This is a genomic window from Streptomyces sp. NPDC045967 (genome assembly GCF_056430495.1).
The window spans coordinates 22,758-38,227 of the sequence record NZ_JBWKLE010000030.1 but is presented as its reverse complement, the minus strand read 5'-3'; the positions used below and the strand labels follow the sequence as shown (position 1 = coordinate 38,227).

Genomic DNA, 15,470 nt, shown 5'->3' with positions numbered 1-15,470 from the left:
AGGGGGGGGGGGGTGCGGGTTTTGGTGGGGTTTGTGTGGGTGTTCGTGGTTTGGGGAAGAAGGTTTTTGGTTGTGGGGGGGGGGGGGGGGGGGGGGGGGCGGCCCCCCCCCCCGGGGGGGGGGGGGGGGCCCCGCCCACCTGCCCCACCCACACCCGAGGGCTTTGAGTGTCCGTTCCGCGTACACCGGTCAGCACCACGTGTTACGGTCTCCGGCCGCAACTGAGCCTGACAGGTAACCGTCAATCCTTCCCCCTACGAGTAGAGACATAGGGAACCCGTGCCCAAGCGCCGACTCGTCATAGCCGCAGCTGCCCTCGCAGCAGGCGTTGGACTCATCCCCGGCATGGCCCAGGCCCAGCCGCTGGCACCCGAGCCCCACCAGGCAACGGTCCCCGACGTGGACCCCGCCGCGGCCGAAGCGTCCGGTACCGAGGTCTTCAAGAGCTCCGCGGACCGTACCGTCCCCAGCACGAAGCCGACCGCCCAGAACAAGGCGGCTGCGAACGCCGAGGCCGAGAACCTCGCGGTCAAGCTGGACAGCTGGAGCACCTCCGCCCACGGAATGCTCGTGTACTCCACCTTCAGCGGAGCACAAGGCCCGCTCGGCGTAACCATCTCCTGGGGCGACGGCACCACGGACACGATCACGGCCGATGCCGCCGAACCGCTGGTGAGCAATCACACGTATGCCGAAGTCGGCTCCTACACGATCACCGTGACGGTGACCGACCCGGCAGCCGGCGCGCAGGTCGTCAACAAGGTGACCGTCAAGACGAGGGGCTCGGACTTCACCCCGCACGCCCCCCTGCGCCTGTTGGACACCCGCAACGGCACGGGCCAGGAGCAGGGCAAACTGCACGCCTACAGCACGACCAGCCTGAAGATCGCCGGGCGCGGCTCGATTCCCGAGGGAGTCACCGCGGTGGTCCTCAACCTCACGGTCACCAACACCACCAGCAGCGGCCACATTCTCGCCTGGGGCACTGGTCGCGACAGGCCCCAGACGTCCAGCGTCAACTACGCCGCCGGCGAGACCGTCCCGAACCTGGTGATCATGCCGGTCGGCCGGGACGGGTATGTGAACCTGGACAACAGGGGCTGGGAATCCGTCGACCTCATCGCGGACGTGACCGGCTACTTCACCACAGCCTCCTCCAGCGGCTACACCTCCCTGCCACCCACCCGGTTCGTCGACACCCGCGAGGGTCAGGGAAGCGCGAAGCGACAGGTCGCCGGGCAGGGCTCGATCGGCGTGCAGATAGCCGGTGTGGGCGGCGTCCCAAAGGGCACCACTGCCGTCTCCCTCAACGTGACCGTCACCAATCCCCGCGAGGCCGGCCACCTGACCGTCCACCCGAGCGGCCAGGCGGCGCCGACCGCGTCCAACCTGAACTTCACCGCCGGCCAGACGGTTGCCAACTCGGTCATCGTGCCCGTGGGCCCCGATGGCCGGGTCATGGTCCGCAACGGATCCTGGCAGGGCACGGATGTGGTCATCGACGTCAACGGCTACTACTCACCCGACGGCGACGCCGCGTACGTGCCCAGCCGCGGAGGCCCGTCCCGCATGCTCGACACCCGCCAGACCGGCACCCCGCTCGCAGCCCGCGACTACATCCCCCTGCTGGCCGCCACCGGTATCGAGGCACACGCCCTGAACGTCACGGTCACCAACACGACGGGGCCCGGCTTCCTCTCGGTGGCCCCGGACCCGAACTCGCGCGAGCAGTACGAGAACGGCACGGCGACCCGGCCCGCCCGCCCCGTCTCCTCCGCCCTCAACTGGACCGCGGGCAAAACGGCAGCGAACCTGGTCCAGGCCACCCCGGCGGACAAGGGCATGGTCGCCTTCTGGAACCAGGGCTGGGAGAACGTCGACCTGCTGGTCGACTACTACGGCTACTACGAAGCCAACTGACCCCTCGCCCAAGCACACGCCACGCCCGGGGCGCTCTACGACGGCCCCCGGGCGTCGGTCTCGGGTGCCACACCGGGGTGGCAGCCGCGTGGCCCGGGATTGATCGCTTCCACCCGTTGCCTTTTCAAAGCTGCGCAAGAAAGCCTCCGGTCCTTGGGTCCGGCGTGACGTCCGCCTTGTTATTGGTGATCCGGGGGGATGTCACCCGGTCCGAATGCCTATGAGTAGCTCGAGCGCCGACCGCGCCAAGGCAGCAATACTTCTCGGGGGGCATCTCAGCAGGCGCAGAAGCAGTCTCACGGCACATGGGACGCGATCGAAGTCGCGGGGTCATCCCCGCGTATGCGGGGAGCAGCCTCGCCCTGTAAGGAGCCTCCTCGTGGCTGCGGGATCATCCCCGCGTGCGCGGGAGCAGACCAGGCCGGTCCCGCCGATCTTCTGCATGGCGGGTGCATCCCCGCGTGCGCGGGGAGCAAGCGGACAGACCTGCGAGTTTCTGTCGGCCAAAGCCGGTTTTAGAGTACTAGCGCAGATTCAGAAAATGACTTTTAGCGCCCCATGGCTACCTATGAGGCGGAAGGGCGCCGCAAGCACTTCAACTTGGTCCAGGAGCCATAAGGCTCCAAGGTCGCGCCAATCGGCTCACGGATCTCGGAGGGGACGGCCCCGGCCAATATCGCATGGCAACCTCGCCCCCAGTGAGGCAGGGTGCCGGGTGATGATCAACCACGACGAAATGTCCCGCACCCTGTCTTACGCCTCCCACGACAGCCTTGAGGGCCTACTGCAGCGAGGGCGCGGCCTGGGCGCGACACGGGCACGCCGGGTTCAGGATGAGGCCGCCGCGTTCGTGTACGACGGGATCCGCCGGGACTGGAAGTGGGACTACAAGACCGACACCCGCTACCTCTACCAGGCACGCCTGATCCAGGACCTGGGGCTGTCACCAACCCCCGTCATCGACCAACTGGCGGGCGACGAGGAGCAGTGGGAGCGGGCTGCATACGTGCTGGAACGGCTCGCCCTCACCGGTTCGGACGAAGCCCGGGAAGGGCTCCGGGCATACATCCGGGAGGGCCAGCACTGGGTCCGCGCACTGGAGGCCATCACCGATGACTGGCCGCCGGAGTGGTGGGAGAACCTGGGCGGCGTCGTACGCGCGAGGTTCGGCGGTGCGGCGGAAGATCTTCCTTGGTCCTCCGCGCCATGGGACCGGTTCGGGATCGAGGTGCCAGAACCCCGGGTCCCTCCACGCCCGTCGCTGGACGGGCTGTGCACCGACGAGCTGCTCCGGCTGCTGACCGTGAACGGCACAGAGATCAACACGAAGGTCAACGCGCTACGAGCACTGGCCCGCCGGGAGCCGGCCGTGGGCCCTGATCCCGCTGGTGCCCTCGCTCGGCAACGGTCAGCGGCCCCTGCCCTTCCTGCGGCGGACGGTCGACCGTCTGGGAATGCTCGCCGTATCGGCCGCCCGTACGTGGGCCGTGGACGAGCGGGAGTGGCTGGCCCGGCTGGGGAAGGACGTCCTGGCCGACCACCCCGAGCTCGAGGCACTGCCGGGACTCGTGACCGAACTGACCGACCACTGGATGACACACACCTGGTGCGGCCCCGACGAGCCCGCGAAGCGGCTGGCCAGCTTCGGACCCGAAGCAGCCGAGGCCGTCCCGCTCCTGCGCGCGTTCTGGCTGCACACCCCGCACTCGTACGAACGGGCCGACTACCTGCAAGCACTCGCCGCGATCGACCCAGCCGGGCTGGACGAGGCGTACACCGAAGCCCTCTGGGACTGCGAGGAACGGACACGGCTGCTGGGCATCGCCTCGGCACCCCGTCAACCGCAGGCCCTGGAACGGCTCACCGTACTGCGCGACGACCCGATGGAGATCTCCGAGGTACGAGCCGCGGCGGGAGCACGACTGCTGGCGCTACCTCCCCTTGCCGAAGGCGCTCACCACCCTTGAGCGAAGCCCCCGGCGGCTCGGTCCCGGACACGATCGGAGTGCATGGAGTAGTCCGTGACCCACACTGGCGCTCGGGCGAATATACTGAGGGCACCAAGTTACTCAGGCACGAAAGGCCCTCCACCACGGTGGAGGGCCTTTCGCATGTTATGCCTGTTTTGCCGTCGCTCTCAGGCGACCTGGAGCTTCGGTCGGCCGGTCGCAGCCGGCGGTGCCTGGTGGTACGTCGGCAGCTTCAGGTTGGGCAGGTCCCCGGCCTGGATGCGGACGAGGGCAGCCCGGAACGCCGCCTCCATGCTCTCAGGGCTCTCGTACTTCGCCGCGAGGGGGTGGAGCCGGTAGGAGTTGCCGTTGCGTTCCTCGCTGCGCGGCCGGAGCACGATGTTCAGCTCGCACAGAGGCGCCATCAGTCCGCTGACGGCCTGCGGGGTGACCCCGTACTCGGCAGCCATGTCCTTCTGCCGAACCGGCAGCGCTCCCCCGAAGTCGCTGCGGGAGACAAGGTACTGAAGGAACTTGACGGCAGACCCCGACAGCGGCAGGGCCCAGATGCGCTCCGCGATGATGGGAGACATGACGTTAGCCATGGAACAGCATCCTTCCTCGTGAGCGGGCGCCCGCGCAGGGGCATGGCAGCACTATCACCCGGTACGCCTCCTCGCGCGATAGCTCTCCTCCACCACCGGACCGAGATCCAGCTCCTCCTGGTGGGCACCTTCCGGACCCACCGCGTACGGAAAGACCTCGGTGTCGTGGTCGTGCCGGTCGGCGATCTCGGCCAGTACCTCGTGCTGAGCGGTGCTGTTGCCGTGGAACCACAGACGCACGTTGATCTGGATCCGGCCGTTTCCGGCCTTCTCCACCCAGTTGTAGCCGCAGAGCGCTTGGACGGCCCGGTTGACCGTGGACCGAGTGATCATCTTGCCGCCCTTCTGCGCGGCAATCTTGTTCAGACCGTCCGTGATCTCCTGCTGGGTGTACTGCGTGATGCCCGTCCCAGGTACCTGTCCCCCCGCGACGAAGAGGAACACGCACAACTGGGACTTGGTGATGCTGTTGGCAACGGCCAGCTGCGCCAGCAGCTGCGTGAACCAGTTGCTGGCCAGGCTGTACCCGGAGCCCCCGGCCATGTCGTGGACGGCGCGCGGGTCGGCCGCGTACTCGAGGTGGACTCCAGTGAGCCGACGGCGCCCTCCGAGGTCGGCCGCCTCGGCGACCTTCTCCCCGAGTTGCTGGCCGAGGACCGCCAGGATGTCTCCGTACTCGGCTTCACTGCCCACGGCGGTGGGGGCGGGTACAGGCCGGGACCCGCGCCGACGACGGGCGGGCGGATCAGATGTCACAAGACCTCCTTGTTACTCAGGCGGTCCGAGACTATCCAAAAAATCAACGTGTGCTTGTCTTTTGACGCCCCGGCGCGCCGGAGGGCCTCGCAGACGACGGCCTTGTTCGAACATCGCGCTCAAAGTACACGCTACGTGAACTTTTCTCGCCGTCAGGCGTCGGAAGTCCACGTCTGCTTGATTTCGGTTGTCGCCATGACAGCACATCATGTAGTGGCCATGTACGTGTGCGGCCCTCCTGGGCGACCCGACCCAGTGCTCTGACCTGCGGTGTTGGTGAACCCGTTGAGCTCCTCAGAAAGTCCATGCCTGCTTGAGTTTTCAGCGAAATGTGCTCTCCAGGTATACATTTCGACAGGCCAAATGTGTCCTGGGGGACACATCCCTCTCGGTAAACACGCAGGTCAGAGGGTGTGCGAGTGCGGCGTCTTCTTACTAAAGAGCAACGTGCAGGAGTGCCTCGGCACCCCGGGTCTTGTGTGTTTGAACTGCGCTGCGGTGTGCCACCACATGTCACAGCCCGAGGTTCGATGAGCCTGCACTCTCTCGACAGCCCGGCTCATACCTCAGCCCACTCACGCCTGCCCAGGTTGAGCGTGGACCACATCGTCATGCCGCAAGTCCCCCGCCTCGGCCCAATTCCGGTGTCAGCCGATGCTGTTGCAGGCCCTCATGCCCAGTGAGGGCGCCCAGCGCCCGAGGGGTGCACCGCCGACCGTCAGGGAGGCGGGGCAGGGCGTGAGGGGGAGCGGGTCCAGGGCGCCTGAGCGCCTGGCGAGGGGGTCTGGGGGGCGAGTAGCCCCCCATGCCAAGGCCGGTCCAGCGCGGCCAGGCGCTGGCGGGTCCAGGGGCTGGCCCCTGGGATTCATGGTCTGCTGGCGACAATGAACAAGAACCCCGATCTGAGAGCACACGTGCCTGAGTTCGGCGGAACATGCTGTACAGCAAGCGCCGCCGGTGGTCGGAGGCCCAAGCGGGAGCTAGCGGAAGGTTCGGACATCGCGGACGAAAATCGGATCCCGTAGCAGTGCCACAGAAGGCCGATCAACGTCAGGCTGGTGTGATGCGGTCTTGATGCATCCGCGAGGCGCTCACAGAGGCCTACAGAGCCTTGCGGCTCTTTCATCCTGCTTCTGCGGGGCGGGTTGCTCCCCTGAACGGCTTAATAGGCTCAGTGCGAGGCGGCGACTGAAACCGAGTTGGCCTGGCGTGTCAGAAAAGCGAGTGCCGATCATGAGCGGTGGGGCCAGGATGTGCACAGGTCCCACCGAGGACAGCGGGACGGTCGAGTACGTGCCCCTTCGGCATGCGCGACTCTTACTCCGCCCGCTGGCCCAGCGCCGGGCTTTCCCTGCAACAGGTCCGAGAGCCACGGCTACCCGACTGGAGAGATCCATGCCCGAACGCAACGTCATACTCAACGAACTCGCCCAAGGACTGCGTCCGATGGCAGAGGGCATCGAGTGGTTCGATTCACTGAGCCCGGAAGAGCAATCGAAGACAATGCTCTTCCTCCGCCATCACTGCGAGCAGGCGGGCGCCGACGACGAAGACGGAGCAGAAAGCATCCGCCGAGCCGGGCTGCGCCCGACACACACACCCTCGGTACTCATCACACGTGGTCCGATCTACCAGCAACTGGGGAAGATCATCTCCCTCACGCCCCTCGATGAACGCCGCAGGGCCTTCCGGCTGTTGGTCGCCATCCTCTCGGTCGCCGACGAACGACGACGCGAGCGCTTCTGCGCCGGCGGATGCGGTCACTGGTGGCACAACCTGTCCGCCGCATAGTGACCCCCCCTCTCCCAGGTTGGCGCCTGCACGCAGCTCGTTCTCCTTCAAGTACAGGTGACGTGCATCCCGCCCTCGGCCAGGACGTCGAGTACCTCTGCGACCAGGTCGTACGGTTCACCCTCCGGCGCCAGGACGCGGGACAGGTGGTCTCGCGCGATCGAGGCATCCCGCCAATGCAGGGTTGCGGGGCCGGTGTAGCCGAAGGCGCCTCCCAGGCAGTCGTCGAGGGCGTCCAAGCAGCCTCCGAAGTAGCCGCCCGGTCCGTTCACCGCCTCGCCGAGCGCCAGGTACAGCCCCGGGATGTCGGTGATGTGCCGGCCGTCCAACTCGTATGCATGTCCGGCGGGCCGGTTCCCGGGTGTGCGTCGGCAGGCCCGCTCTCGGACGAGATCGAACCAGGCCCCACGCAGCCGGGTGTCGAGGCAGGCCCAGGCACCAGGCGCGTCCGGCGGACCGGCGAGCCAGCGGTCCCAGACGGTCCTCGCGTGTTCCGGGACGGGAGTGAAGAACGTCCCGTCCAATTCCAGATCGAGCAGCTCCGCTCCGCGAGAGGACGGGCTCCATGTGCGCACTCGGGCCCGGAACAGCCGGTCGGTCAACGGCTCGCCCCGCTCGTCCCCTACCTCCAGAGACACCTCCTCCAAGTCCAGTGCCCGTCGGGTACCTGTCGCCAGCGCCTCACGCAGTTCGTCCCCCGCAATGAGACCCCGTAGGACAAGCTGTGGCTCGTCCTGCCCAGGCGGTAGCACGCGGGCGAATTCGCGGCAGGAGCCGAGCCACCGGTACTCGTCATGCAGTCGGACAGGACCGCGGTATCCCTCGGGCAGGGTCTCGTAGCCGTCCAGACCGGTGAGCACAGCACCGTCCTTTCGGGCGTGCTGTCCGAGACTCTCCACGTCCTCCAGGAGCCAGGCATCGAGAGTCCCGTCTTCCGGCACGAGCCATACCCGGCTGCCGACCCAGCCCCGTACCCCGACTCCTTCCGGGACCCATCCGAACAGTTCGTACGTCTCCCGCCCGCGCTCCCCGAAGAGCCCTTCAACCTCGGAGCAGACGCCCCAGACATGGCCGTCGCCCGTGTCCCGCAGTGTGTACCGGCCCTGCCCGCGACCGCCCTCGTCCTCATGCACGGTAGGAATGATGCCGCGGGCCCGCAAGGACCGAGAAGCGGTTTTCATGGTCGGCCGCGGAACCCGCGACCGAGCGACCTGGGTCGGGGCGGCCGCTGGCAGACGGAGTCGCAGACGGCGGCTCCGCTCTCCTGTCTCCAGGGACCGTGTAGGAAGCGGTGATTTCGGACAACACACGGCAAAGGGCGGCAACATGGTTCGGTGTGCCTCTTCGCTTTCCCGCCTGGAGGTTAGTAAGGTACCCGCATGACCGCTCCATACGATCCGGAAGTCAGGGAAAAGGTAGTCGCCAAGCTGCCCGCGTCCCTCAGGCAGGAACTCAAGGTCCGCGCCGCCCAGTTGGGCGTGGACATCCAGGACGCCGTCACCGAGGGCGTGCGCGCCTGGCGTGCCGATGCCTCCGCGGCCACACCCGTGGACACCTCAGGCTCCTCCTCCTTCTCCACCTACCTCCCCACCGGGCTGTACGGGGACTTCAAGGAGGACTGCCGGGTCCGCGAGGTCCCGTACAACCAGGGCCTCGCCCAGTCGATCCGCCTGTGGCTCGGCACCCACCCCTCCCCCACCGGACGCCGTCGGCCGTCCCACGAGGGCGCCCGCCGGATCGTGGTCTGCAACCAGAAGGGCGGCGTGGGCAAGAGCGCCATCAGCAACGGGCTCTCCCAGGCCCTCGCCGAGACCGGCGCCCGCGTCTGCGTCATCGACTTCGACCCCCAGGGCCACCTCACCCGCCACCTCGGCGCCGAGATGCTCGGCATCAAGAAGCCCAGCCTCGCCAAGCACATGCTCGGCGAGATCGAAGGCCGCGTGCGCGAGCTGCTCGTACCCATCGAGCACGGAGTCTTCGCCGGCCGGCTCTTCCTCCTCCCCTCCTGCAAGGACGCCTTCCTCCTCGACGCCCGGCTGGCGACCACCCGCCACGTCCGGACGAAGGAGACCGCGCTGGAGAAGGCGCTCGAGGAGCTGGAGAAGGAGTTCGACTACATCGTCGTCGACTGCCCGCCCAGCCTCGGCTACACGATGGACACCGCGCTGTACTACGCGCGCACCCGCGAGGGGGAGGCGGAGAAGACCTCGGGCATCGTGGTCCCCGTGCAGGCCGAGGACACCTCCGCCGACGCGTACGACATGCTCAGCGAGCAGATCGAGGACCTGATCGACGACCTCGACATCGACATCGCGCAGCTCGGCTTCGTCGTCAACCTCTACGACAGCCGCAAGGGCTACGTCGTCACCTCCTCCCTCAACAGCTGGAAGGAGTTCGGTGACCCGCCCGTCATCACCGTAATCTCCGACCTGAAGGAGCAGCGCGAAGCGGTACGCGTCAAACTGCCCCTCCTGCACTACGCGCCCGAGTGCGAGCAGTCCGAGGCCATGCGCGAGATCGCCCGGAGGATCGCGGCATGACCAAGAGCGACCTCCTCGGCACCGGCGCCGCCTTCAGCAACGCCCGCCGCACCGGCGGCCGCAGTGAGCGCGGCCGGGCCAAGGCCATAGCGCAGGGCGACGTGCCGGCGTACGAACTCATCCGGGTGCCCCTCGACCAGGTCTCCCCGACCCCCCTCAACCCGCGCCGGAACTTCGGCACCGACGAGGAGATGACCCGCTTCGGCGAGGAGCTGCGCCAGGCACAGCTGTCGGCGTGCGTCGTCGTGACGCGCGGCGCCTACTTGGGACTGTGGCCGGACCACGACTCCCGCATCGGTACGGCGGCCTACGTCCTCATCAACGGCGAGCGCCGCTTCCGCAGCGCGCTGCACGTGGGGCTCGAGTCGCTGGACTTCGTCGTACGCGATGACCTCGCGGCCTCCCGTGCCGACTTCATCGACCACCTCCTCGCCGAGAACCTCGAGCGCGAGGACTTCGACGTCATCGAGCGGGCGCGCGGTGTGCAGCAGCTCGTCGAGACGTGCGCGGAGCAGGGCCGGGAGCACGGGGCGAAGTCGCGTGCGGCGGAGCGGCTGGGCAAGTCGCCTTCGTGGGTGACGAACCAGCTGGTGCTGCTGGAACTCCCGGAGGAGATCCAGACGATGCTCAGCTCCGGGGACCTTCCCGAGCGGGATGGGCGGCTCCTGGCCCGTACGGCGAAGGACCGGCCGGGCGTGGACGCGGCTGAACTTCTGGCCTTCCTGAAGGAGACCAAGCAGCAGGAGGCGCAGGTCAAGGCAGCGCAGCGGGAGATCCTGCGTGAGGCGCAGGAGCCAGCGCCGGCGCCCGCGGCTGCCGAGGCGAGCCCGACCGGGGGAGTGGCGCAAGCCCCGGAGCCCGACCCTCAGCCGACCCGACTTTTGTCCGCGGACAAAAGTCGGGAGCAGGCGAGTGCCCCGCAGGCGGCCGCGCAGGCGGCCGCGCAGGCGTCCGCGCCGGTTGCCGAACCGGTCCGCATGGCCCCCGCTCCGGAGCCGGTCTCCACGCCGGTGCCCCACGCGCCGGCGGCAGCGGAGTCGGCCCACGAACGCGAGCCGGAGGGGGTCATCCCGTCCCAGGGCAGGGGAGTGGAGACGACTTCCGTCCCGTGGCAGGACCCGAAGGCCGTGTACGAAGCGATCACCGCGAACATGTCGGCGAAGCACCGCGAGGAGCTGACCCTGCTCCTGGTGGAGAACAACCAGAGCAGCTAGCAGTCGTTGATCCGACCTCAAGGGCCCACCACGCACCGATCGTGGTGGGCCCCGACTTTTGTCCGCGGACAAAAGTCGGGGCCGAGAAAATCCGACACACGGCCGTAGTCCAAGTGCTTGTTCTGGGGTCTCAAGCCCCGCCGGAACGGAAGGCCACATCTACAACCCGGCTTGAGCGAGCAAAGCTTCTGCCTGCTGGCGTGTGAGAGCCGGATGGTCCGGTGCTGCCGGGGGACACCTGTGGGTGCTGCAGTCGAACGACAGCATCCAGTCGGTGAGCGGGCTGTCCGACTCTAGCGTCGCCACAAGAGGCTCACGCAGCGCCGACGGGGTATCGGTCCGTGCGGCGACGACCTTGCGGACGAAGACGTCCGGGTCGGCTGCCAGCACGTCACGCAAAGAGGGCGGCAGGTCTGGATGGGCGGCGACCGCTTCCCGCACATCGGAATCTTCGTCGTCGGCAGCAAGCTCAGGGGTCGGGGCGGCATGCACCACCGCGGCAGCGCGAGTCGCCGGATCTGCCAGCAGGCCGGGGAGAAGGTCCGCAGGGGGAACGAATGCCCGCACGGCGGAGCTTCGGATCTCTGGATCGGTATCCGTCAACAGCATCCTGCGGACGGTATCGGGAGTATCGCGCCAGTGCGTGATGATCGACGACCGCACACTTGCCTCCGAGTCGGCGGCATGCCAGCCAGTAGCTCTGCAGGCAGCCTGTCGTTCATAGCAAGGAACGCCCGCACGGACGGATCCGGGTCGGCCGCCAGACGCGCCAGCAACCCCGGCGGCTCGTCCCAGACGCTCGCGGCGACCGCGCACCGGACGGCTGGATCCGAATGCTCCGCGAAGCGAGCCCTGACCGGGGAGGGCAAGGACGAATTGGCAGCGAGCGTACGCACGGAGCCGAGGGCAATGATCTCCTCGATCAGAATGCCGGGGCGTCCTCCTTTTTTCGGGGTGCGTGGCGCCTTCTTTCGGGCCCCGGCCGCGTGCTGATGAGCACGGCAGGACGTCGAGTCGACGCTGACCATGGTCCAGTCGATCCGGCCCGCGAGATCGGCCTCCGCCTGGACGGCACGCAGAATCCGGTCCCACGTGCCGTCCGCCGACCAGCGCCGGTGCCGTTCATAGACGGTCTTCCACCTGCCGAAACGCTCAGGCAAATCCCGCCACGGTATGCCCGTCCGGACCCGGAACAAGATCCCGTTGATCACCTTGCGGTGGTCGTTCCACTGCCCGCCGCACCGTCCCGACGTCGGCAGGTGCGGCTCCAGCCGGGCCCATTCAGCATTGGTCAGATCACCCCGCTCCATGCTGGACTAACGAGCCAGCAACCCGGCAAGATCGGGCGATGCATGGAGAGAGGCTCTCTCCCTCCTGCTCTGATCGCGGGTGATCATCGCCTTTGTGCGCCGTCGTTGCCTGCAGGGTTGCCGTCACTGACAGATCACTGTCAGCGGTGCTGCCGTCCATACGGAAGTGCTCGCTGAACCTTTGGCCACGGGTATTCTCTGGCGATGTCGAATCAGTCAGTGGCGGCGGGAGTCAGTCTCGCTGGTGTGATGGCGCACTGCGGTGGAAGCCTGGTGGGCGCCGTGAAGCTTTTGGTGGGCGCAATAGCCTCGGCGCCAGCGGCTTCGGAGCCCTATGCGGCCCTCGCCGAGTTGTGGCAGGACCGAAGGTCGGAGCTGAAGGAGAGCCTCGAAGAGGACGGCTCCTTGAGCGCTGTGCTGGCGCAGGCGTACATCTTGTTCCTTGAAGGGGACATGGACGACGCGGTGATGGCCCTTGGTTCGGTCACGGGTGTGCGGCCCAACGTGGCATGGGGCGCTGCCCCCTGGTTCGGCGATGCGCGCTGTCTCGACGCGGTGAGTGCTGCGGCGCTGGCCGAGGCGTGTCTGCGGACGTTGGACTACGGCCACGACCTGGACTCCGACGAGATGCGGGAGCGGTTCGAGCCCTGGTTCCATGCCCTCGACGTGGTGTCCGAACGGGATCCCGTGCCAGAGTCGCTGGCCGCCATGGCACGACTGCCTCGGGCCTGCGGCCGGTACGAACTGTCCTTCGCTCTGTGCGACCGCGCCGATGCCGTCGACCGGGTCACGTGGACTGCAGTCGCACGAGCGGCCACCTGGCGCGTGATGGGCGACCTGGATCAGGCTGCTGCGGCCTTCGAATCCGCCCTACCCCTGGACTCCGCCAACTGGTCCCTCTACCTAGACCTGGCGGACGTGCGTGCCGAGCAGGGCGACTTCGCCGCAGCCGCGAGCCTCGTTGAACAGGGCCTGGAATACGAACCTCACGAAGTCACCCTGCGCGCGGCGAGCGCCGCCTACCGCACACGCCTTGCCGGCTCGTCCGACGACCTGAGGGCCCTGATCACCTTGGCGCCAGAGATCGCGAACACCACCTACCGGAACCTGCTGATCGACTACGCATGTGCAGGGCCGAAGCTGCCTCGGAGACTCGTTGCCATGGCCCACCGCCTCCGTAAGAACTGAAAGGGCTGTCGTGTCAACCGGTCTAGCCAGAATGGCCTTCCGGTTCCTCGTCACGTGATCCGCCGGACAGTGCCTAGGGGGGATGTCCGGCCCCGCTATCCAGCCTTGTCAGTGCTGATCGCTAAAGTCAGCGCACTTGATCAGCTGAGGAGCGCGGACCCATGAAATCTCCGGCCGAACTGGACACCGTGCCGTGGCACACCCTCACCCACGCCTACGGCCCCGCCGAAGACGTACCCGACCTGATCAGGGCGCTGTACCAGGACGACGAATCCGTGGCCGACGAAGCGATCTACGAGCTGTACGGCAACATTCACCACCAGGGCACGGTCTACCCGGCCTCGACACCCGCCGTCCCCTTCCTCGCCCATGCCGTCCGCCACGCCCCGCACAAGCGCGACGAGCTGCTGATGCTGCTCGCCACCCTCGCCGACCACGACCAGACCGACCGCGAGTCACCCCACTGGCCCGGCAGCCCGCTCGCCGCGATCTGCACGGAGCTCTCCCGGCTACTCCCGGACCTGCTGCCCTGCCTGACCGACCCCGAGCGCGAGGTGCGCCGGGCTGCCCTCCGCGTGGTCGCGGCCGTAGCCGACCAGATGCCGGCCGAGCTGCGCGCTCCGGTCGTGACCCGGCTCGACGCCATGTACCAGTCCGATCCCGTCCCGGCGGTACGGGCGGACGCGATGGTAGTCCTGGCCCTCCTCGGCCGTGCGGTCGAGGAGCCCCTCGGGAGCCCGCTGCTTGATGTCAGACTCGCCGCGGCCCTGCTCGCCGCCGAGCGGTCCGGTCCTCCGTACGCAAACCGGCTAGTCGAAATCTTCGCCGAGGACGGCGCCGAACCAGACCCCGGGGACGACGGCTTCCCCTGGCCCGGCACCCCCTCCCAAGAACAACACCTCACCGACCTGCTGACCCGGGACCCGGACGCCGGCCTCGCCGTGGCAGCCGACTGGATCGCGGCCGGGGACCTCCACTCACGCGGCTCCTGGCTCGCCCGGCAGATCGTGGAGACCTGGCGCGACCGGGAGCCCGAGGTCCTCGACCTGCTTCTCGCCGCGCTCCCGCATCATGAGGGCACGCCAGCGCTCACCCGCACGCTGTCCACCATCGCCTCCTGGACCGAGCTCCTGCCGGATCCGCGTACGGAGCTGCGCGACACGTTGTACGACTACGCCCGGGCGGAGGGGGACACCGCCGACCCTGCGCTCCTGGCTCTGGTGCGCACCCGCGACCCCCGTGCCCTGGACCTGGTGCTGCACCGCCCCGACGCCAAAACCCTGCGTGCGGCCGCCCGAGCCTTCCCGGCCTCCGGAGACCTGCTGATACCCGCCATCCGCCGAGAGCTGGCAGCCGGAGCCACCGGGAACGCGGCTACCGACCTGATCGAGGCACTGGCCCCCTTGGGAACCGTGGCCCGCCAGGCGAACCCCGAGCTGGTCGACTGCCTGCGGACCGGCCGGGCACCCATAGCGGCCGCTCGCCGCCTCGGACTCGACGCCATTGCAACATCCGAGGTCATCACCCTGCTCGAAGCAGCCGCCCAGAGCGCTGACGCTTCGCTCCGGACGGCAGCCGCCGCGGCCCACTACCGGTTGACCGGCGAGCCCGAGCTCGCACTCCGCACCTTCGACGACCTGCTCCCCGGGCCGGGCCCGACCCACTGGTACTTGAGCAGCCTCAAACCGCTCGGCCCCGCAGCCGCCCCCTTGATGCCGATCATCGAGCCCCTGCTGAGCGCCAGGTACGACTGGACCCGGAGCCGGGCCGCCGAAGCCCATCACGCCATCACCGGTTCTCCGGACCTCGCCGTTCCCATCCTCGCGGAACTGGTCTCCGCCAGCCCGATCGGCCTCAGCGCCCTCAAGGCGCTCGCCACGATGGGTGCGGTCCTCGAAGACCTCCGACCCACGCTCCGTGCCTTCGCCTTCTCCCCGACCCGCCTGCTCAGCGACACCCCTCTCAACGAAGATGGCCATCCCGACGAGGAGCTCCGCGCCCTGGCTTGGCGACTGCTTGCGGCCGGTTAGACGCGCCTGGGCGTCGACCGTCGACGGACCCGACTTTTGTCCGCGGACATAAGTCGGGAGCGTAACCGACCCCGCAGTGCCTACAGTGACCCGGCCACACGCACGAGGGGGAGCACCGCCATGAAGACCGACCAGGACCTGACCGACTGGTGGGTAACTCTGCCGAT

Annotated in this window: 11 protein-coding genes and 1 pseudogene; 7 read left to right on the top strand and 5 right to left on the bottom strand. The window is 68.1% G+C overall.

Translation table 11 applies throughout. The features are described from left to right. Positions 1–345 precede the first annotated feature (345 nt). Entirely contained in the window at positions 346–1,920 is a 1,575-nt protein-coding gene (locus AC07FY_RS31890) for a PKD domain-containing protein (RefSeq protein ID WP_479013572.1), read from the top strand. 1,454 nt (positions 1,921–3,374) lie between these two features. Continuing rightward, a complete protein-coding gene (locus AC07FY_RS31885) occupies positions 3,375–3,887 on the top strand; it encodes a hypothetical protein (protein ID WP_479013569.1) in 513 nt (170 codons plus the stop codon). Between the two features lie 170 nt (positions 3,888–4,057). Here the strand turns inward: AC07FY_RS31885 and AC07FY_RS31880 are convergent, their stop codons facing one another. Both AC07FY_RS31880 and AC07FY_RS31875 read right to left on the bottom strand, forming a co-directional pair. Then, entirely contained in the window at positions 4,058–4,474 is a 417-nt protein-coding gene (locus AC07FY_RS31880; RefSeq protein WP_069924526.1) for a hypothetical protein, read from the bottom strand. A gap of 54 nt (positions 4,475–4,528) precedes the next feature. Next, positions 4,529–5,167, bottom strand: a complete 639-nt coding sequence (locus AC07FY_RS31875) for a hypothetical protein (RefSeq protein ID WP_479013566.1) — start codon at positions 5,165–5,167, stop codon at positions 4,529–4,531. Positions 5,168–6,625: 1,458 nt separating this feature from the next. On the opposite strand from AC07FY_RS31875, the gene AC07FY_RS31870 reads away from it, so the two are divergent. Continuing rightward, positions 6,626–7,021: a DUF5958 family protein gene (locus AC07FY_RS31870; protein WP_479013563.1), complete on the top strand. Its 396-nt coding sequence runs from the start codon at positions 6,626–6,628 to the stop codon at positions 7,019–7,021. Positions 7,022–7,068: 47 nt separating this feature from the next. On the opposite strand, the gene AC07FY_RS31865 is transcribed toward AC07FY_RS31870, so the two are convergent. Beyond that, the gene (locus tag AC07FY_RS31865) at positions 7,069–8,166 is read right to left on the bottom strand and encodes a barstar family protein (protein ID WP_479013575.1); all 1,098 of its coding nucleotides are present in this window, start codon (positions 8,164–8,166) and stop codon (positions 7,069–7,071) included. Positions 8,167–8,400: 234 nt separating this feature from the next. On the opposite strand from AC07FY_RS31865, the gene AC07FY_RS31860 reads away from it, so the two are divergent. Continuing rightward, on the top strand, positions 8,401–9,561 hold the full coding sequence (locus AC07FY_RS31860) for a ParA family protein (RefSeq protein ID WP_479013560.1): 1,161 nt from the start codon (positions 8,401–8,403) through the stop codon (positions 9,559–9,561). Continuing rightward, a complete protein-coding gene (locus AC07FY_RS31855) occupies positions 9,558–10,775 on the top strand; it encodes a ParB/RepB/Spo0J family partition protein (protein ID WP_479013557.1) in 1,218 nt (405 codons plus the stop codon). Before AC07FY_RS31860 ends, AC07FY_RS31855 begins: the two co-directional genes overlap by 4 nt. Positions 10,776–10,934: 159 nt before the next feature. Here AC07FY_RS31855 and AC07FY_RS31850 read toward each other — a convergent pair whose 3' ends face one another. Continuing rightward, positions 10,935–11,384, bottom strand: a complete 450-nt coding sequence (locus AC07FY_RS31850) for a hypothetical protein (RefSeq protein ID WP_479013554.1) — start codon at positions 11,382–11,384, stop codon at positions 10,935–10,937. A gap of 350 nt (positions 11,385–11,734) precedes the next feature. Beyond that, positions 11,735–12,085: pseudogene (locus AC07FY_RS31845) on the bottom strand (IS5 family transposase); the annotation flags it as partial. A gap of 204 nt (positions 12,086–12,289) precedes the next feature. Here AC07FY_RS31845 and AC07FY_RS31840 point away from each other — a divergent pair. Continuing rightward, on the top strand, positions 12,290–13,273 hold the full coding sequence (locus AC07FY_RS31840; protein ID WP_479013552.1) for a tetratricopeptide repeat protein: 984 nt from the start codon (positions 12,290–12,292) through the stop codon (positions 13,271–13,273). Between the two features lie 161 nt (positions 13,274–13,434). Beyond that, a complete protein-coding gene (locus AC07FY_RS31835; protein WP_479013549.1) occupies positions 13,435–15,303 on the top strand; it encodes a hypothetical protein in 1,869 nt (622 codons plus the stop codon). Positions 15,304–15,470 lie beyond the last annotated feature (167 nt).